Origin of the sequence: Curtobacterium sp. VKM Ac-2865, from assembly GCF_015350905.1 — a bacterium.
GTDB lineage: Bacteria > Actinomycetota > Actinomycetes > Actinomycetales > Microbacteriaceae > Curtobacterium.
The window spans coordinates 99,493-125,552 of the sequence record NZ_JADKRZ010000008.1; the positions used below are offsets into that span (position 1 = coordinate 99,493).

A 26,060-nucleotide genomic window follows, 5' to 3' on the forward strand; every position below is an offset into this window, starting at 1 on the left:
ACTTCGTGTCGGGTCCAGCCCGGTCGAGGCGACACGAAGTGCGATCTCAGCGCGGGTGGTCTGCGCGTCGTCGGAGCTCGAATGCCTGCCGGAGCCGCTCGAGGAACCCCGCGGGACGACTGATGTCCGGCGCGGTGACGTGGATCGTGAGCCAGTCCTCGACGACGAAGGCGTTCCGACGACCCTGGTCATGCGAGAACGTCTCGCGATCGGTGCGGTGATGGTCGCCGTCGTACTCCAGGGCGATGCGCAGATCCGCCCAGCCCATGTCGACGCGGCCGATGAAGACACCTCGAGCGTCTGCGACGTCGATGTTCAGCGCCGGCTCCGGGAACCCGGCGTCGACGACGATGAGGCGCAGCACCGACTCCATCGGCGACTCTGCCCCGGGTCGGATCTGCTCGAGGGCTGTCCGGGCAGCAACGACTCCGCGGTCGCCAGGGTGGATCGTCCGTTCGAGGTCCTCGCGTGAGGCAAGTCGCCCCGGGCCGATGATGTGGTCACCGAGGACCACGAGCGCTCGCACGCCGAGCAGGGAGCGACACTCGTACCAGAGTGCAGCGGGAGTGCTCATCCGGAGGCCGAACCTCGTCGTGACCTGGGCTCTGTCGGGGGCGGTCCGGTGCCCGACGATGCCCGCCCGGCGCTCGATCGGACCGCTTCCGGTCGTGGACACGTGCAGAGGCGCTTCCGAGGTCGTCAGTGACCGCGGGAGCGGGCACTCCCACAGCCGCGCGGCCGTGACGTGGCTCAGGTGCTGATCGGGACGGAGCAGGAGTCCGATCGCCATGGCGACCTGGACGAAGTCGGTCGTTCCGGCGGGGACGCGCGCCCCGCGAGCCGGTGTCGAGAGGTCTGCTCGACGGAGCCGCTCGCGGTTGACTCCGTGAGCGCACGCGTCGGCGGTCCGGAACGGCGTGTGTGTGAACTGCGTCGGGAGCGGCTTCGGCGGGACTGGCATCGGGCAATGGTGTTCAGGACGTCCTCGGCGCAGAGAGCGCGCGAGGGTTCCGTGGACAGGTTCCCGCCTCCACATGCCTGTGGAGGACCGGTGAAGTCGCACTTCGTGTCGGGTCCGGTGCCGGGGAGGCGACACGAAGTGCGACCTCACCGGTGCCCGAGACCCGGCGCCGCGGCCGGCGGCCGGCGCTGCGCCCGGCGCCGCGGCAGCGGCGAGCGCGCGAGGGTCAGGACTCGGGTGTGGGGAGCGGGGCCGGGGTGTAGTCGCGGGGGAGCAGGGGGAGCCAGATGCGGAAGGTGGCGCCGCCGCCCACGGTGTCGATGACCTCGACCGAGCCCTGGTGCGCGGACACGATGCCCGACACGATGGCGAGCCCGAGGCCCGAGCCGCCGGTGTCCCGCGCGCGGGAGGTGTCGGCCCGCCAGAACCGCTGGAAGATCTTGTCGCGGAGCTGCGGCGGTATGCCCTCGCCGTGGTCGATGACGTCGATGTGCGCCATGCCGCGCTCGTCGTCCACGCCGATGCCGATCTCGATGGGGTCGTCGTGCGCGGTGAAGCGCATCGCGTTGCCCATCAGGTTCGTCACGACCTGGCGGATCTTGTTCTCCTCGGCCAGGACGATCGGCGGGCGCTTCGGCAGCACCACGTCGGGCATCGGGGTGGCCTCGGTGCCGGGCTGCGACTCCGACTCGACGTCCATCGCGCGGCCACGACGAGCGCGCAGGCGGGCGATGGTCTGGCGGGAGAAGGCGATCGGGCCGGTGGTGTTCGGTGACATCGGCACGGCATCGGGCGCGGGCGTGGCGGCGGGACCGAAGGCCGACGGAGCGCGGACGGCCTGGGGCACGTCCTCGACGAGCACCTGGATCTCGCGGTCGGGGTTCGACGCCATGGTGTCGAGGGCCGAGTCGCGGGCGATGGCGACGAGGTCGACCGGACCGAGCTCGAGCGGCTTGGACTCGTCGATGCGGGCGAGCTGGAGGAGGTCCTGCACGAGGAGCCCCATGCGCTTGGCCTCTTTCTCGATGCGCTCCATCGCCTGGGCGACATCTTCCTCCTTGCGCAGCGCACCCATGCGGTACAGCTCGGCGTACCCGCGGAGGGACACCAGCGGCGTGCGGAGTTCGTGGGAGGCGTCACCGACGAAGCGGCGCATCTGCGCGATGGTGCGCTCGCGGTCCTCGAAGGCGCTGTCGATCCGCTCGAGCATCGCGTTGAGGGAACGGTTCAGCCGGCCGACCTCGGTGTTCGGGGTGTCGTCCTCGAGACGCTGGTTGAAGTCTCCGGCGGCGAAACGCGCGGCGGTGTCCTCGACGTCACGGAGGGGGTCGAACGTCGCGGTGACGAGCAGCCGCGTGAGCATGGCCCCGAGCAGGATGACCGAGGCGCCGAAGCCGAGGAAGATGAAGGTGAAGCGGGCGATGGTCTGGTCGGTGTCCGCGCTCGACACGGCGACGAGCACGTAGCCGGTCTCGGTGGCACCGGTCGACAGGTTCTGCAGGTTCGCCGGGATGACCTGGGCACGCCACTCGTGGTTGTGCTGCTTGTCGTACAGCGTGAACGGCTTGCTGGTCGACGCGGCGCCGGCGAACCGCATCCGGGAGATGTCCGGCTGCGTCGTCGACTGGGTGTCGCAGATCTGCTTGCCGTCGCTGTCGTACGCGGCGACGTAGGAGCTCTTCTCGAGCACGACCGAGAGCTTGCAGTACTGCTCGCCGTCGCTGACGTTCTGCCCTTCGAGCTGCGAGCTCGTCGTGCTGACCTGGGTGTCCAGGCGGGAGACCAGGTAGTTCGACAGGACCGTCATCGTGCCGAGGCCGGCGACGAGCAGCCCGAGCGCCACCAGGAGCACCGTGATGCCGGTGATCTTGGTTCGCAGGGAGATGCCGTCCCACCAGCGGTTCATTCTGGAGTGCATGCTGCCCTCACGATAGACGGCGGCCACCGGGGGAAACCCGGTGGCCGCCGTGAACAGCCTGGACTAGGACGCCTTCGATGCCTTGAGCATGTAGCCGAACCCGCGCTTGGTCTGGATGATCGGCTCGGTGGAGTACTGGTCGAGCTTGCGACGCAGGTACGAGATGTAGGACTCGACGATGCCGGCGTCCCCGTTGAAGTCGTACTCCCACACGTGGTCGAGGATCTGCGCCTTCGACAGCACGCGGTTCGGGTTGAGCATCAGGTAGCGCAGCAGCTTGAACTCGGTGGGGGAGAGCTCGATCTGCGCGTCGCCGATCGTGACCTCGTGGGTGTCCTGGTCCATCGTGAGCTCGCCGGCCCGGATGATGGCGTCCTCTTCGTCGTTCATCGTGCGACGCAGGATCGCCTTGATGCGGGCGACGATCTCGTCGAGCGAGAACGGCTTCGTGACGTAGTCGTCGCCACCGACGGTGAGGCCGGTGATCTTGTCCTCGGTGTCGTCCTTCGCCGTCAGGAACAGGATCGGCGAGGTGTACCCGGAGGAACGGAGGCGCTTGGTGACGCCGAACCCGTTCATGTCCGGGAGCATGACGTCGAGGATGATCAGGTCAGGCTCTTCCTCGAGCACGGCGGAGATCGCCTGTGCCCCGTTGCCGACCGCTCGGACGGCGAACCCGGCGAAGCGGAGCGAGGTCGTGAGGAGGTCGCGGATGTTCGGCTCGTCGTCGACGATCAGGATCTTGGGGCCATCGGTCATGCCCCTATCATCTGACTGTTGTCTAAGCGTTGCCTGAGAGCGCATGGGGCGCCCCCTGGACCTGGTCTGCATCGAGGATCGTGTACGAGTACCCCTGCTCCGCCAGGAACCGCTGCCGGTTCTGGGCGAAGTCCTGGTCGACGGTGTCCCGCGTCACGAGCGTGTAGAACGACGCGGGCAGGCCGTCCTTGTTCGGGCGCAGGAGCCGGCCGAGGCGCTGGGCTTCTTCCTGCCGGGAGCCGAACGACCCCGAGACCTGGATCGCCACGGTGGCGTCGGGCAGGTCCACCGAGAAGTTCGCCACCTTCGAGACGACGAGCACGTCGATGTCGCCGTCGCGGAACGACTGGTAGAGGCGCTCTCGCTCGTCGACGGGCGTTGCGCCCGTGATCTCGGCGGCGTCCAGGGACGATGCCAGGGCGTCGAGCTGATCGATGTACTGCCCGATCACCAGGATCTGTTCGCCGCGGTGCTTCTCGATGAGCTCGCGGACGACGGGGGTCTTGGCGGGGGACGTCGCAGCGAGCCGGTAGCGCTCGTCGTCGCTCGACGCTGCGTACTCCAGGCGGTCCTCGTGCGGCAGGTCCACGCGGACCTCGTAGCACTCGGCGGGGGAGATGTAGCCCTGGGCCTCGATCTCCTTCCACGGGGCGTCGTACCGCTTCGGCCCGATGAGGGAGAAGACGTCGCCCTCACGCCCGTCCTCGCGCACGAGGGTGGCGGTGAGACCGAGGCGTCGACGGGCCTGCAGGTCGGCGGTCAGCTTGAAGACCGGCGCCGGCAGCAGGTGCACCTCGTCGTAGACCACGAGGCCCCAGTCGAGGGCGTCGAGCAGCGACAGGTGCGTGTACTCGCCCTTCCGGCGAGCGGTGAGGATCTGGTACGTCGCGATCGTGACCGGACGGATCTCCTTGACGCTGCCGGAGTACTCGCCGATCTCCTCCTCGGTCAGGGAGGTGCGGCGGAGCAGCTCGGACCGCCACTGCCGCGCGGAGACGGTGTTCGTGACGAGGATCAGCGTGGTCGCCTTCACGGTGGCCATCGCGCCCGCGCCGACGAGCGTCTTGCCGGCACCACAGGGCAGCACGACGACGCCGGAGCCCTGCGCGAAGAAGCTCTGCACGGCGTCCTGCTGGTACGGGCGCAGGTCCCACTCGGAGTTGTCCAGGTCGATCGCGTGCGGCTGCCCGGGCGTGTAGCCGGCGAGGTCCTCGGCCGGCCAGCCGATCTTCACGAGCTCCTGCTTGACCTGCCCCCGAGCCCACTGCTGCAGCTCGATCGCGGTGTCGGAACGCTTGTCGCCGAGCAGCGGCTTGATGCGCTTGGACCGGACGACCTCGGCGAGCACCGACGGGTCGGTCGCGGTGAGCAGCAGCCGGGGCTGGCGCTCGAGCTCCTCGGCCGGCGAGTTCGCGATGACGGGGGCGTCCTCGGGGTCCTCGCGACGGATCACGAGTCGTCCGTACCGCGCCACGGTGTCGCGGATGTCGACGGTCACGCTCTGCGGGACAGGGAACTTCGCGAAGCGTTCGAGGGTGCCGATCATGCTCTCGGCGTCGTGTCCCGCAGCGCGTGCGTTCCACAGCCCGAGCCTGGTGACCCGGTAGGTGTGCACGTGCTCGGGGGCGCGTTCGAGTTCGGCGAATGCGGCGAGCTCGTGGCGCGCGTCCTCGGCATCGGGGTGCGCGACCTCGAGCAGGACGGTGCGGTCGCTCTGGACGATCAGCGGTCCGTTCATGGCCTTCCAGCTTAGCCGTGCGAGGCCGGGTCAGGCTTCGCTGTCGACGGACACGACGAGCGACAGCGGCAGCGTGCGTTCCACGTCGGCTGCGGTGTCCTTCCCGCGGATGCGGCCGGCCGCGACCGAGGTCGGCACGATCGAGAACGGCCGCTCGCTGCCGTCCGGCATGCGGACCGTCACACGGATCGGCGTGCGACCGCGGACGGCCAGGTCGATCTGCCGTCCGAGCCACTCCTGCTCCGGCTCGGCAGCGCCGCGTTCGGTCGTGACGCGGAGCCGTTCCACGACGGCGTGCGCCGCGGCTTCCGGGCTGCGGCCCGGTGCACGGCGACGGCCGGGAGGCCCGTGGTGCGTCTCCGGGCGGGCGCCGGGTTGCAGCACGGCCGGGTAGCGCTGCTCCTCGAGCGCCGCGTGCACCACGTGCGCCGGGTAGCGGGTCACCAGGGTGGTCAGCTCGGGGCGCTCCCACGCCAGCTGCCGCAACTCGGCGTCCACCCCGATGAGGTCGAGCTGGTCGGCGGTGCCGCGGACCACGGCACCGATGCCGCCCTCGCCGCGGTCGACCACGATGCTGCCGTCACGTGCGGCGACCTGGTCGACCAGGTACGCCAGCGGCTGGGGCACGCCGGTGACGCCGATGCGCTCGAACAGGTCGAGGACGTCCTGCTGGGAGTTGCCGGCGCGCAGGGCCCGGCGGAGTGTCTCCTCGGACACGCGGTAGCGCGCCGCGAGCCCGGGGGCCTCGAGGTCGGCGACGGTGCGGAGTTCGGCGTCGGCCGCGGGGGCGAGTGGACCCGGCGCGATGATCGTCAGGTCGTGCTGCAGGTAGACGCCCTCGACGGTCTGCGGCAGGTCGGCCTCGGCTGCGCGGACTGCGGCGGCGTCGTCATCGCCGAGCAGCGTGCGGCCGGTCTCGGTGACGAGGCCCTCGACCGTCAGGCCGAGTGCGTCGGCGGTGCCGGCGACGTCGAGCAGGGTCGCGTCCAGCCACCGGGCACCCGCCGGGTACGCCCAGCGGCCGAGGGCGACGAGCTCCTGCCAGTCGTCCCCGGCGACGTCGAGGACCTCGCGCACGGCCGGGTCGAGGCCGTCGTGCCAGCGGGTCACCAGGTCGGTCCACCGGGACGGCCACGGGGTGGTCAGCCACGCCCGGCCGCTGTCGGTCAGGGACCAGGTGCCGTCGTCGGTCGTGGTGAAGTGGACACGCTCGAGCAGGCCCAGGCGTCCGGGCACCACGTCGGCGTCCGCGCTGGAGCGTTCGGCGAGCGTCCGGGCGAGCGGGGAGCCGATGCCGCCCTTGACGAGCTCGCGGACGGCGCCGTCGTCCACCGCGCGCAGCAGTTCGGCGAGCACCGTCATCGTGGCGAACGCGTGTTCCGCGCCCGTGGTGCGCTGCGTGGCGGGGTCGGCCGTGTCGGGGGCCGCAGCGGCGGGGCGGGCTTCAGCCGGGCCTCCTGGCTGTTCCGACTGGTCCACGAGGTCGGGGTGGGCGGCCACGCGTGTGGCGACCGCGTCGTCGACCCGGCCGTCCTCGTCGGCGAGGCCCAGCGCGACCGCGGGGTCGAGGTCGGGCCCGGTCGTGCCGTCACGGAGGGCGAGGAGGGTGCGTCGGGGGAGTCGTTCGACCGCTGCGTCGACCGCGGCGTCGGCGCGGAAGGCCTCGGCGAGGTCGAAGAAGTCGGTGATGCTCTGGGGGCCCGTCTCGCCGAGCACGGCGGTGGGGAGTCCGCGGGCGACGATCAGTCGCTCGAGGTCGTGGTCCGGCATCGTCCGCAGGCGTGCGGCGAGGTCGGCGGTGGTCGTCATCGTCCTCCGCATGGCGTCCGGAGCGGACGTCAGCGGACCTCGTTCTTGTGGGAGCGGGCCTTGCGGGTCCAGGTGACGGCCAGGAGCGCGAAGATCAGGACCATCGCGATGGGCGGTCCGAAGTAGAGCACACCCAGCGCGACCGGCCAGATGCCGTCGCCGGGGATCTCCTTGAGCGTCAGCCAGCCGATGATCATGACCGCGAAGCAGACGATCGTGAAGAGGACGATGCCGCCGATCATGAACGCGAGCGTGCGTTCGGTACGATTGAACGTCGCCGGGGGTTCCGCGATGTTCCGCGTGTCCCCGGGCGATCGGGTCGGCTTGGCCATCCACCCAGGATATCCGCACCACGGCCACCCACCTATCGAGGAGTTCCGCGCATGCCCACCGGCAAGGTCAAGTTCTACGACGACCAGAAGGGGTTCGGGTTCATCACCGGCGACGATGGTGACAACGTCTTCCTGCATGCCTCGTCCCTGCCCGACGGCACCACCACCGTGAAGGCCGGTGCGCGACTCGAGTACGGCGTCGTGCAGGGCAACAAGGGATCCCAGGCGCTCTCCGTGCGGCTGCTCGACCCGAAGCCGTCGCTGTCGAAGATGTCCCGCCGTTCGGCGGACGACATGGCCGTGATCGTCGAGGACCTCGTGAAGGAGCTCGACCGGATCAGCGGTGACCTGCACCACGGTCGCTACCCGAAGAACGGCACACGCCTCGCCGCGATCCTGCGGCACGTCGCAGACCAATTGGACGCATGACCATGACGACCGACCACACCGACCTGAGCGCTCTCGCGCGCAAGGCCCTGCTCGAGGTCACCGAGGAGTCGACCGTCGGGTCCTTCGCGGGCACCACCGACGAGGGCGACGGCGTCGTCTCCGTGCTGTTCGCCAACCGGATGGCGGGCTACCCCGGCTGGCGCTGGACCGTCAGCGTCGCGCACGTCGAGGGCGAGGACCCCTCCGTGCTCGAGGTCGAGCTGATGCCCGGCGACGGCTCGCTGCTCGCGCCCGAGTGGGTTCCGTGGTCGGAGCGGCTCGCCGACTACCGCGCGGCGCAGGAGGGCGTCGACGAGGCCGACGTCGACGAGTCCGACGACGACTCGGACGACGAGGCCGACGACGATGAGGACGAGGACTTCGACGACGCGGACGAGTCGGATGACGACGAGTCGGATGACGACGCGGACGACGACGATGACGAAGCGGACGACGACGACTTCGACGACGACGAGGACGACCTGGCGGAGTCGGACGACGACGAGATCGAGGGCGTCGACGTCGACGAGCTCGACGAACAGCGCTGAGGCGCGGCGCACCGCACGCACACCGCACGCACTGCACGCACTGCACCGCGAAACGGACACGGCACCACGGATCTCCGTGGTGCCGTGTCCGTTTCCCGGTGCGGAAGTGTCCTGGGTCAGTCCGCCAGGGCGCCGACCACGTAGGTGATCGCCCGGACGAGCTGCTGCACGTCGTCGGGGTCGATCGCCGTGAAGGTCGCGACGCGGAGCTGGTTGCGCCCGAGCTTCCGGTACGGCTCGGTGTCGACGATGCCGTTCTGGCGGAGCACCGCGGCCACGGCGGCGGCGTCGATCGAGTCGTCGAGGTCGATCGTGGCGACGACCTGCGACCGGTGCGACGGGTCGGACACGAACGGCGACGCCCAGTCCACCGACTCGGCCCAGTCGTAGAGCGTCGAGGACGAGGTCTTCGTGCGGACGTCCGCCCACGCCAGGCCACCGGAGCCGTTGATCCACGAGATCTGGTCCTCGAGGAGCAGCAGCGTGGTCAGCGCCGGGGTGTTGAGCGTCTGGTTCAGCCGGGAGTTGTCGACCGCGTTCTGCAGCGAGAGGAACTCGGGGATGTACCGGCCCGACGCGGCGATGCGGGCGACGCGCTCGATGGCCGCGGGGGAGAACAGCGCGAGCCAGAGTCCGCCGTCCGACGCGAAGTTCTTCTGCGGCGCGAAGTAGTAGACGTCCGTGGCGCTGGCGTCGAAGGACACCCCGCCCGCGGCGCTCGTGGCGTCGACGACGGTCAGCGCGCCGGGGTCGCCCTGGGCGCGGACGACGGGCGCCATGACACCGGTCGAGGTCTCGTTGTGCGGGTACGCGTAGACGTCGACGCCCTCGACGATCTCGAGCTCGGAGCGCGAACCACCCGGGGCCTCGACGACGTGCGGGGCCTGGAGCCACGGGGCCGCTGCGGCCTTGGCGAACTTCGACCCGAACTCGCCGAAGGACAGGTTCTCGGCGCGCTGCTCGATGAGGCCGAACGCGGCGGCGTCCCAGAACGCGGTCGATCCGCCGTTGCCGAGGACGACCTCGTAGCCGTCGGGCAGGTCGAACATCGTGGCGAGGCCCTCGCGCACGGAGCCGACCAGGTCCTTCACGGGCTTCTGGCGGTGGGACGTCCCGAGGATCGTCGCGCCGCGCGTCACGAGGGACTCGAGCTGGGCACCGCGGATCTTCGACGGGCCGCAGCCGAAGCGTCCGTCGGTCGGGAGGAATTCGGCCGGGATGACGATGTCTGCCATGGCCCGATCCTACCGACGGGCGATCCCCCGGACGCCCCGGTCGTTCCTTGTCAGCCCGAGCAAGTAGTGTGGGGCCCGCTCAGTTCTGACAGGAGAGGCGGATCCGTGACCGATCTCGTCGACACCACGGAGATGTACCTCCGGACGATCCTCGACCTCGAAGAAGAGGGGATCGTGCCGCTCCGCGCGCGCATCTCCGAACGGCTCGGGCACTCCGGTCCCACGGTCTCGCAGACCATCGCCCGGATGGAGCGCGACGGACTCGTCGTGGTCTCCGGCGACCGGCACCTCGAACTCACCGACGAGGGCCGCTCCCGCGCTACCCACGTCATGCGCAAGCACCGTCTCGCGGAGCGCCTGCTCGCCGACGTCATCGGGCTCGACTGGGCGTTCGTCCACGACGAGGCCTGCCGGTGGGAGCACGTGATGAGCGAGCAGGTCGAGGTCCGCCTGCTCGAGATGCTCGGCAACCCGACCGAGTCGCCCTACGGCAACCCGATCCCCGGCCTCGCCGAGATCGGCGGCCCCGACGCCGGTGGGTTCCTCGACGGCGTCCGCAACATCGTCGCCGCGACCGAGGGCACCGACGCCGTGGCCACCGGGGTCATCCGTCGACTCGGTGAACCCGTGCAGTTCGAGCCGGAGCTCCTGCACCAGCTGCGCTCAGCTGGTGTCATGCCCGGGCGGCTCGCCAGCGTGCAGCGCGCCGGAGCGTACGTGTCCGTGCGCGTCGAGGGCGAGGACGCCGGCATCGAGCTGCCGTCCGAGGTCGCCCAGCACGTCTACATCGACGCTGCGTGACGTTCTGCCCTCTGACCAGGGATTCGTCATCAATTCGTTACCAAACGGCGTTTTCGTCTCGACAAGGTAACGGCGCCCCCGTACACTCGACGAGTCCCCGGGCTGATGCCGATCTGGGGACCCGTGGCAGGACGTCTCTCGAACCCGTCTCCTGCCTCGATCGGAGACGATGACGAACGGATGGGGTTGCACACGGACGGGCCCGAACCCGTGCGGGTGATGACGAGACGCCGGAGACCACACCCTTGACGCAGACCGGTTCCGCCGCGGACGACATGTCCACGAACCCGACGAACACAGTCCCCACCAACGCAGGCCTCCCGAACACCGGCCACCTCGACGCCACTGACGCACCGCTCACCCGGCGTGCTGCCCGTGCCGCCGAGACCCCCACCCGACGCCGCGCCGTGACCCCGGTCCGGAGCGCACCGCTCGTCCGGCCGACCGCCGTCGCCGCGTCGACGCAGGCCAAGCCGACCGCGAGCTCGCGCAAGCGCAAGTTCATGGCCCCGGTCGTCCTCGCCGTCGCCGCGGGCATGTTCGGCACGATGGCCGTCCCCGCCGCCTTCGCTGCCACCCAGCAGACCGGTGCCTCCGACGCCGCGGCCGCACAGCAGGCGGTCCGCACCACCGAGAGCCAGCAGCTGACGGTCTCCGACGCCGCGGTCCTCGCCGACACCAGTCGCGACGGCTTCTCCGCCACCTCGACGGCCACGCTCGAGTCGCGCAAGCACGCGGCCGACGTCGAGGCCGCCCGTGCCGCAGCCGCCAAGCAGTACGCGTCGTACACCGGCCCGACGGCGACCGACTACCTCGCGTCCTCGAAGACGAGCACCGCCGCCGGCACGACCGCTGCCGCTGCTGCCGTCCCCGCCGCTGCTGCCCCCGCCGCGAACACCCCGTTCTCGCTGCCCGCCGTGGTCGCCACCGCGAAGCAGTACATCGGCACCCCGTACGTCTTCGGCGGCGCCACCCCGGCCGGCTTCGACTGCTCGGGCTACGTCATGTTCGTGTACGCCCAGTACGGCATCAACCTGGCGCACTCGGTGCCGCTACAGGATGCTGCCGGCACGACGATCCCCACGTCCGAGGCCCAGCCCGGCGACGTGGTCATCTTCAACAGCGAGGCCCACGACGGCTTCTACATGGGCAACGGCATGATCATGGACGCCCCCAAGCCCGGTGGTGCCGTGTCGATCCGCCCGATCTGGACGAGCGAATACCACATCGTCCGCTTCGGGGTCTGACCCGCTCTCGCCCTGAACGTTCCGTGAACCGGTCCAGCACTCCTCGTGCTGGGCCGGTTTCTGGTTTAGCCTGAGCGCATCGGCCCGACACGGCCAGGACTGGAGACCTCATGTCAACGGCACGCACGACCCGCACCATGGGTCGGCGCGCGCTCGTGGACATACGGTCGACCACGACCCGCGCGCATCTGCACGCCCCGAGATGACCGAGAGCACTGCCCCTGCGGGCGGTGCTCTTCTTCGTTCCGGGCCCCGGTCGTGGCCACTCGTCCGTCACCGTTCGGTCCGTTGCCCCGCATCGCCTGGAAGCCGTCCAGGCACGTCGGAAGGGAACCCATGCGCACTCTCGTCCTCAACGCCGGTTACGAGCCCCTCGCGGTCATCTCGTTCCGGCGGGCCCTCGTGCTGGTCATGAACCAGAAGGCCGCCATCGTCGCCGCCGACGTCGAACACCCGGTCACCGGGTCGACGTCGAGCTACGACCGTCCGTCCGTCATCATCCTCACCCGGTACGTGCGCATCCCGCACGCCAGGCTCGTGCCGGTGTCGCGGCGCGGGGTCCTGCGGCGCGACGCGAACAGCTGCGCGTACTGCGACCGGCACGCCACCACGATCGACCACGTGCAGCCGAAGTCGCGCGGCGGTGCGGACTCGTGGGAGAACCTCGTCGCCTGCTGCCTGGCGTGCAACAACGCCAAGGGTGACCGCACCCCGCGGGAGATGGGCTGGAACCTGCGGTTCCGCCCGAAGGCCCCGCACGGGTCGAGCTGGGTGGTGCGCGGGATGGAGCGCACGGAGCCGGACTGGGACGAGTACCTGGTGGCCGCCTAGCCACGCTGCGGACGGGAGGCCCGGTGCCAGGCCGCCACGGGCCTCCCGTCCGGTGTCGGGTCAGCGCCGTGTCACTCCGCGACGGTGTCGTCGTCCTGCGTGCTGAGGTACAGGCGGTGGCTCGTGATGATCATCGACAGCCAGCCCGCGCCGGTCACCCAGCCGACGGCGACGTCGGTGAACCAGTGCGCGCCGAGCAGCACCCGCGACAGCCCCACCGTCAGGGTCGTGCCGGCCGCTGCGCCGACGAGGGCGACCTGCGGGCCGTTCCGTTCCTGCCGGAGCGCGAGCAGGTAGGCGAGCACGCCGAGGATCGTCGTCGTGTTCAGGGTGTGCCCGGACGGGAACGACGGCGACTTCTCGAACGGCGGGATCGCGTCGCGGCGATGCGGGCGGTTGCGCTTGATGAGGTCCTTGCCGAGCATGGTCATCGCGAGCGACCCGGCACCCGCGGCGACGAGCAGGGTCACCGGGCTGGCGCGGCGGTCCCGGACGGCGAACCCCACCGCGGCCCCGATGGTCAGCACCGGCATCGCGACCGGACCGAACACGTGGGCGATCGCGGCCGCCGCACCGTTGACGACCGGGGAGCGCAGTGTCTTCGCGCGCCTCAGGGCCGGCCCGTCGAGGCTCTCGATGCCGTCCCGGCCGGTCACACCGTCGTAGATGTACGCGGCCCCGGCCGTCGCTGCGACGGCGATGCCGCCACCGACGGCGAGGGTCGCGACGAGGGCTCGGCGCGCACCGATCCGCTGCGCCAGGCTCTGGTGCCGGGACGCCAGTCGCTGGCCTGCGCGGGAGCGCCACTCGGTGACGTCCCGTCGGCCGATCTGCCGGTCGTGACGCGTCGTGCCGGTCGGGGTCGTGGAGCCTGCGTCGGTCATGGCGTCAGTCTGCCGGACGGGAGGCTCGGGGCGGGCCGGTGGGGAGCCTCCCGTCCGGTGGGTGGTTGCGTCCGGCGGGTGCTCGCGCCTGGCGACCGCTGCCTGTCGTCGACCGTGGGTGGCGACGGCCGTGCGGCGCGGGGTACGGCGGTCTTCGTTTTTCGCCATGACGGATCCGGTCGTCTCCGCCCGGGTTTCCTGAACCAGATCCGTCACGGCGCGGGAGGAAGTCGGGCTCGCCCGATCGCAGCGACGCGTGGGTGGCCGCGACCGGGGCGGGTGCCCTGTCGGCGGATGTGCGTAGCGTGCGGGCATGACCCGGATGTGGATCGACGACGCGACCATCGACGACCTGCGTGCGCGGCTGCGCGCCACCCGCTGGCCGGACGCACCGCAGGGCTCCGGGTGGTCGCTCGGAGTGGACGTCGACGAGGTCCGCGACCTGGCGGCGTACTGGGCCGACGGGTTCGACTTCGGCGCGCACCGCGACGCCCTCGCCGCGCTGCCGAGCCGCGTGGTGCAGGTCGACGGGCTGGGCATCAACGTGCTGCACCAGCCGGCGGATGCGGGCGACGGGCTGCCGCTGCTGCTCGCGCACGGGTGGCCGGACTCGTCGTGGCGCTACCGGACGGTGCTGCCGATGCTGGCCGCCGCCGGCTTCGACGTCATCGTGCCGGACATGCCCGGGTACGGGTTCTCCGACGTGCCGGCCTCGCCGCTCGATGCCCGCCAGGTCGCCGCGCTCTGGGCGCCGCTCATGACGGAGCTCGGGTACGAGCGGTTCGCGGTCGCCGGCGGGGACATCGGCACGCACGTCGTCCGGTACCTGGCGCTCGACCACCCCGACCGGGTCGTGGCCGTCCACCGCATCGACGGCGGGCTGCCCTGGCCGGGGATCGACGTCGCGTCGCTGTCGCCCGCCGAGCAGGACTTCGTGCAGGCCACCACGCGGTGGCGCGACACCGAGGGTGCCTACGCGATGCTGCACCGGACCAAGCCGCAGACCGCCGCGGTGGGGCTCAACGACTCACCCTCGGGGCTGCTGGCGTGGATCGTCGAGAAGCTCCGGTCGTGGAGCGACTGCGACGGGGACCTGTGGTCCGTGTACACGCGGGACCAGGTCCTGGCGCTCGTCACCGAGTACTGGGCGACCGGCACGATCGGCTCGGCGATGCGGATGTACCACGCCAACGCCGCCGTGCCGCCCGAGCAGATGGCGCGCAGGGTCGAGACGCCGTCGGGGTTCTCGCTGTACCCGGGCGACCTCGTGACGGCGCCGCGGGAGTGGCTCGAGCGGACGACGAACCTCGTGTACCTCTCCGAACCTGAGCGTGGTGGGCACTTCGCGCCGGTCGAGCAGCCGGAGTCGTACGTGGCGGAGCTGACCGCGTTCCTGGAGCCGTACCGGGGGGTCGGGTCCCAGGTCGGCTCCCGCTAGAGTGGAGGGGCCGGCCTCTGTAGCTCAATGGAAGAGCAGTTCCGTCCTAAGGAAATGGTTGGGGGTTCGAGTCCCTCCAGGGGCACCAGGCTTGAGCGGGGTCCTTCCAGTGTGTCCGGCGGGACCCCGCTCGTCTGCCGTCACGGTGTCGGTGGCATGGCGCGGATCAGCGTGCCGGAGCCGTCGAGCTCGACCGGGCCGATGCCGAACGGCACCAGGACCGTGTCGCCTGCGGTGACGTCGACGGCTCCGTCGCGGTGGGTGATCCGGAGTGCGCCGTCGAGCACGATGACGATGCTGTAGGCGGCGTCGAGCGGGACGACCCCGGCGACGGTGATCCGCTCGGCACGGAAGAACCGGTCGGCGGCGGACGGGAACAGCTGGACCGTCGACGGTCGGACGGGACGGGGCCCGACCGAGAGCGCCTCGACGTCCCGGGGGTCCCAGCGCCGTCGGTCGAGCGCCCCGAGGGCGGTCGGCAGGTCGAGCCCGAGGGTGGCGTCCTCGACGGTCAGGTCGCCGTACCCCTGGTGCTCGAGCAGGATCGACAGGTCGGTCGGCTGCTGCAGCTCCACGAGCGTGATGCCAGGACCGATGGCGTGCGGGACGCCGGCCGGGACGAGCAGGGTGCTCCCCACCGCGAGCGGGACCCGGTGCATCGCCGCGAGCATCCCGTCGACGTCCTGCCCGTCGAACCAGGCGGTCACCTCCTCGGTCGAGACCTCGCGGGTGAAGCCGACCGCGGCGTAGGCGTCCACGCCCTGGGCGACCGCGACGATCGCCCAGGCCTCGGTCTTGCCGCGGCGCTCGCCGAGGTGCGCTGCGGCGAAGTCGTCCGAGGGGTGCAGGTGCACGAAGAGCCGCTCGCCGGTGTCGAGGAGCTTGACGAGCAGCATCGGGTCCGCGCCGAACGCCGCCACGTGGTCGGGGCCGAGGAAGCCCTCGGGGTCGGCGGCGACGGCGTCCCTGAGCGTCAGGCCCGGCTCCAGGACGGTGAGCCCGACCGTCGCGGAGCCGTGGACCGACGTGGTCGAGCCGACGAAGTCCTCCGGGGTGTGCGGGTCGGTCCCCGTCCACTGCGTCCCGCGGAACCCCGCGATGCCGGCACCGCCGAGGTAGGGGCGGTGCGCGGGCTGGTTCGGGCCCAGGAGGATCGGGGCGGCGGCCCAGGGGCGCCGGAGGTCCGCAGTGTGGTCAGGCAAGGTGCACCGCCGCGTAGAGGTCGATGGTCGAGATGGACACCCACGGCACACCGTCGGCGTCGAGAGTGACGGGGAGCTGCTCGGGGACGGTGCCCGGGCGGTGCAGCGTGGCCGTCGTCGGGGTGGTCGCCGCCGTCCCCTCGTCGCCCGGCAGCCCGAGGCTGAAGTCGGTGAGTGGCGTGACCCGGTCGGCATCGGCGTCCTGGTCGAAGTTCACGACGTGCACGGCACGGGATCCGTCCTCGAGCCGGTGCACGCTCACGGCCGTGTGCTCCGTGAACGCGCCGAGCACGTCGCGCGGGGTGTGCTCGAGCACGTCAGCCGTCGTCGCGACGTGGGTGGTTCCGGCGTGGTCGAGGAGTTCCTGCGCGGCGCCGTCAGCGAGCTCTGTGCCGTAGGCCCCCACGACGACGACCCGGCCACCACGGTCGAGGTGGTCGACGAGGGCGCGGTGCTGTCGCGTGCTGATGTTCCAGGCGTCGGGGACGATCACCGCGGCGTAGTCGGCGAAGGTGTCGGCGTCGGTGTCGTCGGCCCGCAGGCCCTCGTCGGGCAGGACGATCGCGTCGAAGGTCCGACCCGAGCGGCTGAGCAGCTCGATGGTGTCCCAGTAGGACTCGGGGCGGGCGTCCGGGGCCTCCGCCGGCTCGAACCAGCGGCCGTCGTCGCTGAACATGTCCGAGTCCATCATCGCGCGCATCACGCTCGGCACGGAGTAGACCACCGCGACGGAGTGCGCCGACACGTTCGTGGTGACGGGGTCGAGGGCGACGAGGGCCTGCCCCGTCGCGACGGCGAGCTCCTTCGGGACCCAGTACGAGTCCTTCACCTCGGTCCCGAGCCAGGAGCCGTAGGGCAGGGACATATTCGCGCCCATCGCGTTCGCCTCGAGGATCGACAGCCGGAACAGGTCGTGGGCACGGCCGCGCTTGACCTCGGCGAGGAGCTCGGCGGTGACCCCGCCGTAGGGGTTCTCCACGGCGACCAGCGGACGACCCTTGGCCATCCCGACGCCGTGGCGGTAGTACCAGGGCTGCTGGTACTTCGTCTCGCGCATCTCGGTGACGAGCACGTCCACGTCGTCGACCATCGCCTCGTAGAACGGGGCGACGTCGTAGAAGTTGCCCGCGACGCGCACGGTCTTGCCCTGGGACGCCGCGTACTCCTTCACGTAGGAGGCGACCTCGTGGAAGGTCTCGGTGATCGCGATCTGCAGGAACCGGCAGTACTCGGCGTAGAGCGGGAACGTCTGCGGTGCCGTCCCGGTGTGGTACCCCTGGTCGAGGAGCCACTGCCGGTAGTCGAAGGTGCCGAGGTCGACGCCGACGAGTTCCGCAGGCACGGTGTCGAGCGTCTGCAGGTAGGCGCGGAAGCCCTTCACGCAGTCCTTGCAGTAGCACCCGCCGTACCGGAGCGCGAGGAGCGGGACGTCGGTCTCGTCGAGCTGCACGCCGGGCGCCCCGGCGTCGATCTGGATGCGGATGATCGCCTTGAGGTACTCACGCCACACCGGGTTGTTCCGGTCGGCGAGGTAGCAGGACTGGCCCTTGCCGTCGACCTCGACCCAGTGCGCGTGCAGGGGGCGACCTTCGAGGTCGCGCGACACGACCTCTTCCCACAGGTCGGTGACCTGGTCGCCGTCGCTGTTCACGAGGCCGTCCGGGAAGTAGTGCCGGAAGGGCTTCCAGTCGGCCGGGCCGGTGTCGGTGGAGAACTCGCGGAGGCCGACCGTGGTGACCTCGCCGACGCCGCGGAGCTGGTTCTGCGCAAGGACGACGCCGTCCTGCACCTCGGCCGGGAACTCCCACGCCTGCGCCTCGAAGACGATGCCGAAGAGGTCGATGCCGTGCTGCTTCGCGTAGGCGATGAACTCGGACTCGTTCACGTAGCCGTGCTGGCGGAAGCGCTGCGGCACGGCGCCGAACGCCTCGTCCTCGAGGTACGGCAGGCTGATGACGCCGCCACCGAGCCCGGCCCACACGAGGACGGTCCCGCCCATCTCGACGAAGTCGTCCGCCATCGTCAGTCGACGTGGCGGCATGCTCGGGTGGTAGTTGTGCTCGTTCGGGTACCAACCGTCGAAGTAGATGCCGCGTTCCATTGTTCACTCTTCCTCCCACTGCATCGTGGGATGTCCTGCGGGATCGCCCGCTGATCAGCTCCCGGGTACGGGAGAGTCGATGTGCCTCGGTGCAGCGCTGCGGCGGATGACGACCTCGACGGGGACGGTCTGCGACGACGCGCCAGCGCCCTCGGTCAGGACCATCCGTGCGGCCGAGACCCCCATCGCGTACGCGGGCTGCGCGGCGACGGTGATCGGCGGGTCGACCAGGCGTGCCCATGGCACGTCGTCGAACATCACCATCGACATGTCGTCCGGCACGCGGAGGCCCCGGTCGCGGATCGCGCCCAGCGCTGCTTCTCCGAGGATGTTGTTGGCGGCGAGGAGCGCCGTCGGCGGCACCGCGGAGTTGAGCAGCCGGGTGGCGCTCGCGTAGGCGGTGTCGCGGGTGAACCGGGTGCGGACCACGAGCTCGTCGTGGACCGGGACGCCGGCCTGCTCGTGCGCGAGTCGGTAGCCGGCCTCGCGCTGGCTGCCGGTGGTCAACTCGGACGGGCCACCGAGGTACCCGATGCGCTCGTGGCCGAGCGCGAGGAGGTACTCCGTCAGCCGTCGGGCGCCACCGAGGTTGTCGACGAGGATGGACGGCACGTCGACCCCGGCGACGGCGCGGTCGGCGAACAGGACGTTGATGCCGATCCGGCGGGCCGTGTCCCAGGCGTCGAGGTTCGACCCGGTCGGGAACGCGATGATGCCGTCGACGCGCTGTTCGACGAGGAGGTCGATGTACTCGCGCTCGGTCGCCGGGTCTTCCCCGGAGGCGCAGAGGATGACGTGCCGTCCGAGTTCCTTCGCGCTGGCGAGCACCCCCTGCGCGAACTCGCCGTAGAAGTTGTTCGAGATGTCGGTGACGATCAGCCCGACGTTGTTCGTCGACTGCCGCTTCAGGCCACGGGCGAGCGCGCTCGGGCGGTAGTGCAGGCGGGCAGCGGCGGCCTCCACCTTCGCCCGGGTGCCCGCGGACACCGCCCCCTCGTTGGAGAAGACCCGGGACACCGTGCCCATGCCGACACCGGCGGCCTCGGCGACCTCTCGCATCGTCGCGTTCACGGGCTTCCGCCGCGGGGTCGAGTCGGTCATGGGCTCCTCCTCCCGGTCTCCGTGTGGAGGCCATCCGTCGAGGATGGCCGATCTGACGTGGGGATGTCTCCGATGGGTGCCCCGTCACCGATCGGACGAGGGTTCCGCGGAACACAGTTGGAAACGGTTCCAGAATCTGGACGATAGACGTGCGCTTCGGCCGTGTCAATTCTGTGCCACTTCTGGCCGGAAACAGAGCGTTCTACTGCGGGCAGACTTGACATCACGCTAGAGCAGTGCGCAGAGTTGGAACCGTTACCACTTCCGGACACTCGATCCGCAAGCAGCGATGGCCACGACGACGCGGCCAGGGAGAACACCATGAACGCAACAACCGGAGCAACGATGCAGGCCAGCGTGCTGCACGGGGTGGGCGACGTCCGTCTCGAAGACGTCCAGGTGCCGACACTCGAAGCGGACCAGGTGCTCGTGCGCATCGAGGCGGTCGGCGTCTGCGGGTCGGACGTGCACTACTTCCACGAGGGGCGCATCGGGTCCTTCGTCGTGGAGCAGCCCCTCGTCCTCGGGCACGAGTCCGCGGGGACCGTCGTCGCCGTCGGGGCACACGTCCCCGAGGGCAGGATCGGCGAGCGCGTCTCGATCGAGCCGCAGCGAGCCTGTCGTCACTGCGACCAGTGCAAGCACGGCCGCTACAACCTGTGCACGTCGATGGAGTTCTACGCCACCCCGCCGGTCGACGGCGCCTTCGCGGAGTACGCCGCGATCCAGGGCGACTACGCCCACCCCATCCCGGACTCGATGTCCATCGAGGCCGCCGCGCTCTGCGAACCGTTGAGCGTCGGCATCTGGGCGAACCAGAAGGCCGGGACGGCACCGGGATCCGCGGTGCTCATCGCCGGCGCCGGCCCCATCGGGATCGTCGCCGCGCAGGTGGCCCGTGCCTTCGGGGCCACTCGCATCATCGTCAGCGACCCCGTGGCCGAGCGCCGCGCCGTCGCCCTCCGCTTCGGAGCGACCGAGGTCGTCGACCCGATGACCACGGACATCGCGGCGGCCGACTACGAGGTCGACGCGTTCATCGACGCCTCCGGAGCCGAGCCTGCCGTCCGCGCGGGCATCCACGCGGTCGCACCCGCGGGGACCGTGGTCCTCGTCGGCATGGGGGCGGACGACCTCCGGTTGCCCGTGTCCCGCATCCAGAACCGGGAACTCGTCGTGACCGGTGTCTTCCGCTACGCGAACACCTGGCCGACCGCGATCCGGCTGATCGAGTCGGGCCGGGTCGACGTCGATGCACTCGTCACCGGTCGCTTCGGCCTCGACGAGGTCGAAGCCGCGCTCGCCGCGGCGACGCAGCCGGCGACGCTGAAGGCCGTCGTCCTCCCGAGGCAGCGCACCGCGTAGCCCGACCCGCGTGGCCGAGCCGCGCGGCGTCCCCCCGACGTGACCAGGCTCCCAGCCGGCACCGACCCTGCACCACCACCACGAGCCTCCAGAAGGAGCACACCATGAAGATCCCCGCACCGTCGCGGAAGATCGCCCGCGGGCGCGTGAAGACGCGCGCTGCCGCAGCGCTGGTCGCCGCCGCCGTGACCATCGCCCTCGCCGCCTGCAGCGCCGGTGGCGGCGCCGCGTCGAACGGCGCGATCAGCGCCTGGTCGACCACGGCGGACAAGCCGAACATCGGGCCGTCGATCGCGGACTGGAACAAGTCCCACCCCGAGCAGGAGATCACGGCCGACTACTTCGGCACGAACGACTTCAAGGACAAGATCCGGACCGCGGTGAACTCGCCCCAGGCGCCGACGCTCGTCTACAACTGGGGCGGCGGCACGCTGAAGTCCTACGTCAAGGCCGGACTGGTCAAGGACATCAGCAAGGACCTGGCTGGTGAGAAGGCGTTCACGGACAAGATCGTCCCCTCGATCGCGGACACGGGGAAGATCGACGGCAAGACGTACGCGATCCCTGCCTCGTCCACGGCGCCCGTCGTGCTCTACATGAACAAGGACGTCCTGGCCAAGGCCGGCATCAAGGAAGCCCCCGAGACGTGGGACGACCTGCTCGCGGACGTGAAGAAGCTCAAGGCCGCCGGACAGGCGCCGATCTCCCTCGGTGGGCAGAGCAAGTGGCCGTACCTGATGTGGATCGAGTACCTGGTCGACCGGATCGGTGGACCGCAGCCGTTCCAGGCCATCCTCGACGGCAAGCCGGACGCGTGGTCGGACCCCGCGGTCATCAAGGCGACGACGATGATCCAGCAGCTCATCAAGGCCGGCGGGTACGCCAACGGCTACGCGTCGGTGTCCGCCGACACGAACGCGGACCTCGCGCTCATGGTGACGGGTCGCGCTGGCTTCCTCCTGCAGGGGACGTGGGCGTACTCGGGCATCAGCGGCATCGACAAGGACTTCGTCAAGGACGGCAAGCTCGAGATCGCGCCGTTCCCCGCCGTCGAGGGCGGCAAGGGCGACCCGAAGTCCATCGCCGGCAACCCGTCGGTGTACTGGTCGGTGTCGTCGAAGGCATCGCCGAAGCAGACCAAGGCCGCGCTGGACTACGTCACGTCGAACGTCTGGAACGACTCCTACGTGAAGACCATGATCGAGCAGGGGCAGATCCCGCCGGTGCAGGGTGTCGCGTCCAAGCTCAAGGGCGACTTCTCCAAGCAGGTCGAACAGATGATCACGGACGCGCCGTCGTTCCAGCAGTCGTGGGACCTCGCGCTGAGCCCCGCCGCGTCCACCGAGTTCTGGACGCAGCTCGACCTGCTCTTCAACGGCTCCTCCACGCCGAAGCAGTTCTCCGACGCCATGAACAAGACCATCGGCAAGTGATCGCATGAAGACACGGAACGGTGGGGTCGTCATGGACGCCTCCGCACCCAGCAGCTGGTTCGTCGTCCCCGCGCTCGTGTTGTTCCTCGCCTTCGCGATCATCCCCCTGGTGATCGCGCTCGGCCTGAGCTTCACGTCGTGGAACGGCCTCACCGATCCGGTGTTCAACGGGGTCAGCAACTGGGTGCGTGAGCTCGGCGACCCCCTCACGTACCACGCCCTCTGGCTCACGCTGCAGGTCATCGTCGTGTCCTGGGTGATCCAGACGCCGATGAGCATCCTCGTCGGCGTGTTCGTCTCCGGGAAGCAGCGCTACCGGGCGCTCCTCGCCGCGCTCTACTTCCTACCGCTGATCCTGTCGTCGGCAGCGATCGCGATCGCGTACAAGGCCCTGCTCGACCCGAACTACGGCGTCGGGCACGCGTTCGACATCCCGGCGCTCGCCCGGGACTGGCTCGGCAACCCCGCGACGGCGCTCTACGTGGTCATCTTCGTCATCGCCTGGCAGTTCATCCCGTTCCACTCGCTGCTCTACCAGGCCGGAGCCCGCCAGATCCCGGCGTCGCTCTACGAGGCGTCGGAGATCGACGGTGCCGGACGGGTGCGTCAGTTCTTCAGCATCACGCTGCCGCAGCTGAAGAACACCGTGATCACGTCGTCGACGCTCATGATCGTCGGGTCGCTGACGTACTTCGACATCGTCTACGTGCTGACCCAGGGCGGACCCGGGTACGCGACACGGATCCTCCCGCTCGACATGTACCTGACCGGGTTCTCGGCCAGCGACCTCGGCGGGGCGAGTGTCCTCGCGGTGATCCTCGTCGTCATCGGCCTGGTGATCGCCCTCGCGCTGACCCGCTTCAGTGGCTTCAACCGCATGACCAGTGAGCAGGAAGGCGCCTGATGTCCACGGCAACCCTCGACGAGCGGTCGACCGACCCGAACGGTCACCGCCCGGACACCGAACGGCGGCGGCCACGCCGACGCCGCCAGGGGCAGCGACCCAACGTCATCGGCGGTGTCGCCGCGTGGATCTGGCTCGGCGTGGTCCTGCTGCCGATCTACTACGTGCTCGTCACCAGCCTGACGGCGCAGGGCTCGTACTACACGCGGAACCCGCTCGCGCCGCCGACGGACGCCACGTTCGACAGCTACTTGCTGGTGCTGCAGAGCGGCTTCGGCACGTACTTCGTCAACAGCGCCGTGGTCACGCTGTCGACCGTCGTCGTCACGACCATGGTGTGCCTGCTCGCGGCGTACGCCATCGTCCGGTCGCGCCGGTGGGTCGTCCGGAGCACGTACTCGCTCTTCCTGCTCGGACTGGCGATCCCGCTGCAGGCGACGATCATCCCGCTGTTCTTCATCCTCGGTCGGGTCGGGCTGTACGACACGCTCCCGGCGATCATCCTGCCGTCCATCGCCTTCGCGATCCCGATCACGGTGCTGATCCTGGTGAACTTCATCCGGGACATCCCGGGCGAGCTGTTCGAGGCGATGCGCGTGGACGGTGCGGGGCAGTGGCAGGTCTTCTGGCGCCTCGTGCTGCCGCTGTCGCGGTCGTCGATCGCGACCGTGGCGATCTACGACGCGCTCCAGGTGTGGAACGGGTTCCTGCTGCCGCTGGTGCTCACCCAGAGCGACAGCCGTCGGGTGCTCCCGCTCGCGCTCTGGAACTTCCAGGGACAGTTCAGCGTCAACGTGCCGGCGACGCTCGCCGCCGTCGTCCTGTCGGCGCTGCCGCTCCTGGTGCTCTACCTGCTCGCTCGTCGTCAGCTCGTCGCCGGCCTCACCGCCGGCGCCGGCAAGTGACCACGACCAGAGCGGACGTGGTCACGGCGCTGCCGCGGGTGTGACCCTCAGCCGGCGTCGAGGCCCTCGACCAACCGCATCGTGACCGTGATCAGGTCCGGTTCGCGGGCCTCGGCGCCGTCGGCGTGCCGCTGGGCCAGGGCGTCGCGGATGCGTTCGCCGACCTCGCGGATGGTGTCCGGGGCCGGACGGGTGTCGTTCGCCGCGATGCCGGCGGTGATGGTCGTCGAGCCGTGGTCGCGGTCGATGTCCACCAGGACGTCCGGTTGCCGGAGCGCGAGCTTGACGGCGAGGGCGTCGGCGGCGGCCTCGACGATCGGCTGCGCCGGGTAGACCTCGTCGACGCCGGGTGTCGACCGGATCAGCGCGGTCAGGTGTCGGGAGAGTTCCTGGTCGTCGTGCACCCTCGGCTCCTCGGTCAGGGGACGTGGACGTCGTCGAACACGACGTCGATCCGGTCGATGACGATCTCGGTGTGCCGGCCGAGCACCTCGGCGATGCGGGTCCGCAGGCGGTCGGCGGTGACGTCGGCGGGCAGGCCGTAGGCGATGCTCGCCGTCACCTCGACGCGGATGGGCGTGCCAGGTTCGGCGACGTCACCGTCGAGCGTGCAGCGGCCCATCACGACGCCGCCCATGGTGTCGCCGGCGCGGCGGACGAGCCCGCGGACCGAGGCCTCGGTCATGGTCAGGCGGAGTCGGGGGTCGGGGTGTTCCACGGGGACGTCCCGACCGGAGCGGACCTCGTTGCGGATGGTGTCGAGCAGGCCGCTGATCCAGGCGGAGTCGCGGTCGGGGTCGTCCTCGGCGCGGTGCTGCATGGCGTCCCACGAGAGCTCGCGGAGTCGCTGCATGCCGGAGAGCGCCAGGCGGCAGGCCGGGGAGTTCTCGATGCTCGCGTCGCGGGGGACCCGGCCGCGGTCGAGGTACGCGCCGAGCTCCTCCATCGTGTGGCCGTCGACGAGGTCGTCCTCGGGCACGGCGGCGTCGTCGTTCGTCATCGCCACGCCTCCATCTCCTGGAGCAAGAACCGTCGTGCGCGGGCGAGGAGCCCACGGACCGTCGAGACCGGCAGCTCGAGTGCCTCGGCGATCTCCTGGTAGCTGTAGCCGGATGCCTCTCGCAGCAACCAGCACCGGCGCTGGTCGTCGGGGAGCTTGTCCAGCGCCTGCCACACGGCATCGAGCTGCAGCCGCGCCTCGACGATACGCTCCGGCGAGTGGACGGCGTGGGCTGGCGGGTCCACGGTGTCGACGTCGTCGTGGTGTCGTCGTGACCGGATGCGGTCGAGGGCCTTCCGCGTGACGATCTGCATCATCCACGGGCGGAAGCGGGCGGGGGTCTCGAGGTCGTGCAGCTGCCGCCAGCCGACGAGGAACGACTCCTGCACGACGTCGTCGGACTCGTCGTTCGAGCGGAGCATCTTCGCGGCGAACACCCGCAGCAGCGGACCGTGTCGGCGCGCGAGGACCTCGAACGCGCGGACGTCGCCGTCGGCTGCCCGGACGACGAGGGTGGCGTCCTCGGCGTCGACGAGCGAGACGTCGTCGTTCATCGGCACCTCCGCTCGCGGGTCTCGTTCCCGGCTGCTCGGGCGATGTTCCTCGACACGAGCATGCACCTCGGCGCTGGTGACTGCTCGTCGGGGACGACCTGGTGGCCGATCCGTGACGAAACCCGCAGTCGGCACGTCTGTATGGAGGGGGACGACCGAGAGGCAGCATGCAGGACCGAGGACCGACAGCCAGCACGAGTGCGTCCGTGACACGGGTGTGTCCGTCGACGTTCGACCGCTGGCAGTGCGACCAGCCCACCGGGCACGACGGCATGCACCGCTCGGCGCGCGGGACCGAACACACCGAGTGGAACGACCGGGCGTCCGGTCGGAGGCTCAGCGACCTCTGACGCGCGGGCGCACAACAACGTGCGCCCCGGGGGACAGCACCGGGCGGCGGCGGGACGACCACCACCGCCCGGAGTCGGGGCCCTCGACAGGAGCGGGGTCAGCTGCTCATCGAGGGGATGATGGAGACCTTGACGGAGGCGCCGGCGGAGTCGCCGACGAGGTCGAGGGCTTCTTGGAAGGCTTCGAGGGGGAACTGGTGGGTGCAGATCCGGTC

The 26,060-nt window shown here is 70.4% G+C and carries 24 protein-coding genes and 1 tRNA gene; 11 read left to right on the forward strand and 14 right to left on the reverse strand.

All coding sequences use genetic code 11. The annotated features are described in order from the left end of the window. Nucleotides 1–46: 46 nt before the first annotated feature. The 6 genes from ITJ54_RS17180 to ITJ54_RS17205 all read right to left on the reverse strand — a co-directional run bounded on the left by ITJ54_RS17180 (nt 47) and on the right by ITJ54_RS17205 (nt 7,517). Complete coding sequence (locus tag ITJ54_RS17180) at nt 47–574, reverse strand: hypothetical protein (RefSeq protein ID WP_194630419.1); 528 nt, start codon at nt 572–574, stop codon at nt 47–49. Nucleotides 575–1,187: 613 nt separating this feature from the next. Next, entirely contained in the window at nt 1,188–2,879 is a 1,692-nt protein-coding gene (locus ITJ54_RS17185; protein ID WP_194630422.1) for a sensor histidine kinase, read from the reverse strand. A gap of 63 nt (nt 2,880–2,942) precedes the next feature. Further along, a complete protein-coding gene (locus ITJ54_RS17190; protein ID WP_056120555.1) occupies nt 2,943–3,638 on the reverse strand; it encodes a response regulator transcription factor in 696 nt (231 codons plus the stop codon). A gap of 22 nt (nt 3,639–3,660) precedes the next feature. Then, complete coding sequence (locus ITJ54_RS17195) at nt 3,661–5,376, reverse strand: DNA repair helicase XPB (protein ID WP_194630425.1); 1,716 nt, start codon at nt 5,374–5,376, stop codon at nt 3,661–3,663. 30 nt (nt 5,377–5,406) lie between these two features. After that, complete coding sequence (locus tag ITJ54_RS17200; RefSeq protein WP_194630428.1) at nt 5,407–7,185, reverse strand: helicase-associated domain-containing protein; 1,779 nt, start codon at nt 7,183–7,185, stop codon at nt 5,407–5,409. A gap of 29 nt (nt 7,186–7,214) precedes the next feature. Continuing rightward, on the reverse strand, nt 7,215–7,517 hold the full coding sequence (locus tag ITJ54_RS17205; protein ID WP_071273360.1) for a hypothetical protein: 303 nt from the start codon (nt 7,515–7,517) through the stop codon (nt 7,215–7,217). A gap of 51 nt (nt 7,518–7,568) precedes the next feature. On the opposite strand from ITJ54_RS17205, the gene ITJ54_RS17210 reads away from it, so the two are divergent. Both ITJ54_RS17210 and ITJ54_RS17215 read left to right on the forward strand, forming a co-directional pair. Then, on the forward strand, nt 7,569–7,946 hold the full coding sequence (locus ITJ54_RS17210; RefSeq protein ID WP_194630431.1) for a cold-shock protein: 378 nt from the start codon (nt 7,569–7,571) through the stop codon (nt 7,944–7,946). Then, complete coding sequence (locus ITJ54_RS17215) at nt 7,943–8,494, forward strand: DUF3027 domain-containing protein (protein ID WP_194630434.1); 552 nt, start codon at nt 7,943–7,945, stop codon at nt 8,492–8,494. Before ITJ54_RS17210 ends, ITJ54_RS17215 begins: the two co-directional genes overlap by 4 nt. A 116-nt stretch (nt 8,495–8,610) precedes the next feature. Here ITJ54_RS17215 and serC read toward each other — a convergent pair whose 3' ends face one another. Further along, a complete protein-coding gene (gene serC, locus ITJ54_RS17220) occupies nt 8,611–9,729 on the reverse strand; it encodes a phosphoserine transaminase (RefSeq protein WP_194630436.1) in 1,119 nt (372 codons plus the stop codon). A 105-nt stretch (nt 9,730–9,834) separates the two neighbouring features. Between serC and ITJ54_RS17225 the strand changes: the two genes are divergently transcribed. From ITJ54_RS17225 to ITJ54_RS17235, 3 genes are all read left to right on the forward strand, one after another. Beyond that, nucleotides 9,835–10,530 (forward strand): metal-dependent transcriptional regulator, encoded by a 696-nt coding sequence (locus ITJ54_RS17225; protein WP_194630438.1) that lies wholly within the window; start codon nt 9,835–9,837, stop codon nt 10,528–10,530. Between the two features lie 245 nt (nt 10,531–10,775). After that, nucleotides 10,776–11,777 carry a C40 family peptidase gene (locus ITJ54_RS18410; protein ID WP_194630440.1) on the forward strand — a complete coding sequence of 334 codons (1,002 nt, stop codon included), beginning with the start codon at nt 10,776–10,778 and terminating at the stop codon, nt 11,775–11,777. A 336-nt stretch (nt 11,778–12,113) separates the two neighbouring features. Further along, nucleotides 12,114–12,608 carry an HNH endonuclease gene (locus tag ITJ54_RS17235; protein ID WP_194630443.1) on the forward strand — a complete coding sequence of 165 codons (495 nt, stop codon included), beginning with the start codon at nt 12,114–12,116 and terminating at the stop codon, nt 12,606–12,608. Between the two features lie 71 nt (nt 12,609–12,679). Here the strand turns inward: ITJ54_RS17235 and ITJ54_RS17240 are convergent, their stop codons facing one another. Continuing rightward, a complete protein-coding gene (locus tag ITJ54_RS17240; protein ID WP_194630446.1) occupies nt 12,680–13,492 on the reverse strand; it encodes a phosphatase PAP2 family protein in 813 nt (270 codons plus the stop codon). 313 nt (nt 13,493–13,805) lie between these two features. Here ITJ54_RS17240 and ITJ54_RS17245 point away from each other — a divergent pair, with 313 nt between their 5' ends. Together ITJ54_RS17245 and ITJ54_RS17250 are read left to right on the forward strand one after the other, a co-directional pair. Next, nucleotides 13,806–14,930, forward strand: coding sequence for an epoxide hydrolase (locus tag ITJ54_RS17245; protein ID WP_194630448.1), 1,125 nt, complete (start codon nt 13,806–13,808; stop codon nt 14,928–14,930). 13 nt (nt 14,931–14,943) lie between these two features. Further along, nucleotides 14,944–15,018: transfer RNA gene (locus ITJ54_RS17250), tRNA-Arg, on the forward strand. A 52-nt stretch (nt 15,019–15,070) separates the two neighbouring features. Here the strand turns inward: ITJ54_RS17250 and ITJ54_RS17255 are convergent. The 3 genes from ITJ54_RS17255 to ITJ54_RS17265 are packed head-to-tail and all read right to left on the reverse strand — an operon-like array spanning nt 15,071 to nt 19,334. After that, nucleotides 15,071–16,132, reverse strand: a complete 1,062-nt coding sequence (locus ITJ54_RS17255) for a class I mannose-6-phosphate isomerase (RefSeq protein WP_194630451.1) — start codon at nt 16,130–16,132, stop codon at nt 15,071–15,073. Continuing rightward, the gene (locus ITJ54_RS17260; RefSeq protein WP_194630453.1) at nt 16,125–18,233 is read right to left on the reverse strand and encodes a hypothetical protein; all 2,109 of its coding nucleotides are present in this window, start codon (nt 18,231–18,233) and stop codon (nt 16,125–16,127) included. The genes ITJ54_RS17255 and ITJ54_RS17260 overlap by 8 nt, the downstream gene beginning before the upstream one ends. Nucleotides 18,234–18,287: 54 nt before the next feature. Beyond that, a complete protein-coding gene (locus tag ITJ54_RS17265) occupies nt 18,288–19,334 on the reverse strand; it encodes a LacI family DNA-binding transcriptional regulator (protein ID WP_194630456.1) in 1,047 nt (348 codons plus the stop codon). A 321-nt stretch (nt 19,335–19,655) separates the two neighbouring features. Here ITJ54_RS17265 and ITJ54_RS17270 point away from each other — a divergent pair, with 321 nt between their 5' ends. The 4 genes from ITJ54_RS17270 to ITJ54_RS17285 all read left to right on the forward strand — a co-directional run bounded on the left by ITJ54_RS17270 (nt 19,656) and on the right by ITJ54_RS17285 (nt 23,941). Beyond that, nucleotides 19,656–20,699 carry an NAD(P)-dependent alcohol dehydrogenase gene (locus ITJ54_RS17270; protein WP_194630459.1) on the forward strand — a complete coding sequence of 348 codons (1,044 nt, stop codon included), beginning with the start codon at nt 19,656–19,658 and terminating at the stop codon, nt 20,697–20,699. A gap of 104 nt (nt 20,700–20,803) precedes the next feature. After that, nucleotides 20,804–22,132 carry an ABC transporter substrate-binding protein gene (locus ITJ54_RS17275; RefSeq protein ID WP_194630461.1) on the forward strand — a complete coding sequence of 443 codons (1,329 nt, stop codon included), beginning with the start codon at nt 20,804–20,806 and terminating at the stop codon, nt 22,130–22,132. A gap of 4 nt (nt 22,133–22,136) precedes the next feature. Next, nucleotides 22,137–23,036: a carbohydrate ABC transporter permease gene (locus ITJ54_RS17280; protein WP_194630464.1), complete on the forward strand. Its 900-nt coding sequence runs from the start codon at nt 22,137–22,139 to the stop codon at nt 23,034–23,036. After that, nucleotides 23,036–23,941, forward strand: a complete 906-nt coding sequence (locus tag ITJ54_RS17285; RefSeq protein WP_194630466.1) for a carbohydrate ABC transporter permease — start codon at nt 23,036–23,038, stop codon at nt 23,939–23,941. Before ITJ54_RS17280 ends, ITJ54_RS17285 begins: the two co-directional genes overlap by 1 nt. 47 nt (nt 23,942–23,988) lie before the next feature. Here ITJ54_RS17285 and ITJ54_RS17290 read toward each other — a convergent pair whose 3' ends face one another. The 3 genes from ITJ54_RS17290 to ITJ54_RS17300 are packed head-to-tail and all read right to left on the reverse strand — an operon-like array spanning nt 23,989 to nt 25,495. Then, entirely contained in the window at nt 23,989–24,345 is a 357-nt protein-coding gene (locus ITJ54_RS17290) for a hypothetical protein (RefSeq protein WP_194630468.1), read from the reverse strand. 14 nt (nt 24,346–24,359) lie between these two features. Next, nucleotides 24,360–24,941 carry a hypothetical protein gene (locus ITJ54_RS17295; RefSeq protein ID WP_194630470.1) on the reverse strand — a complete coding sequence of 194 codons (582 nt, stop codon included), beginning with the start codon at nt 24,939–24,941 and terminating at the stop codon, nt 24,360–24,362. Further along, entirely contained in the window at nt 24,938–25,495 is a 558-nt protein-coding gene (locus ITJ54_RS17300; RefSeq protein ID WP_194630472.1) for an RNA polymerase sigma factor, read from the reverse strand. Before ITJ54_RS17300 ends, ITJ54_RS17295 begins: the two co-directional genes overlap by 4 nt. Nucleotides 25,496–26,060 lie beyond the last annotated feature (565 nt).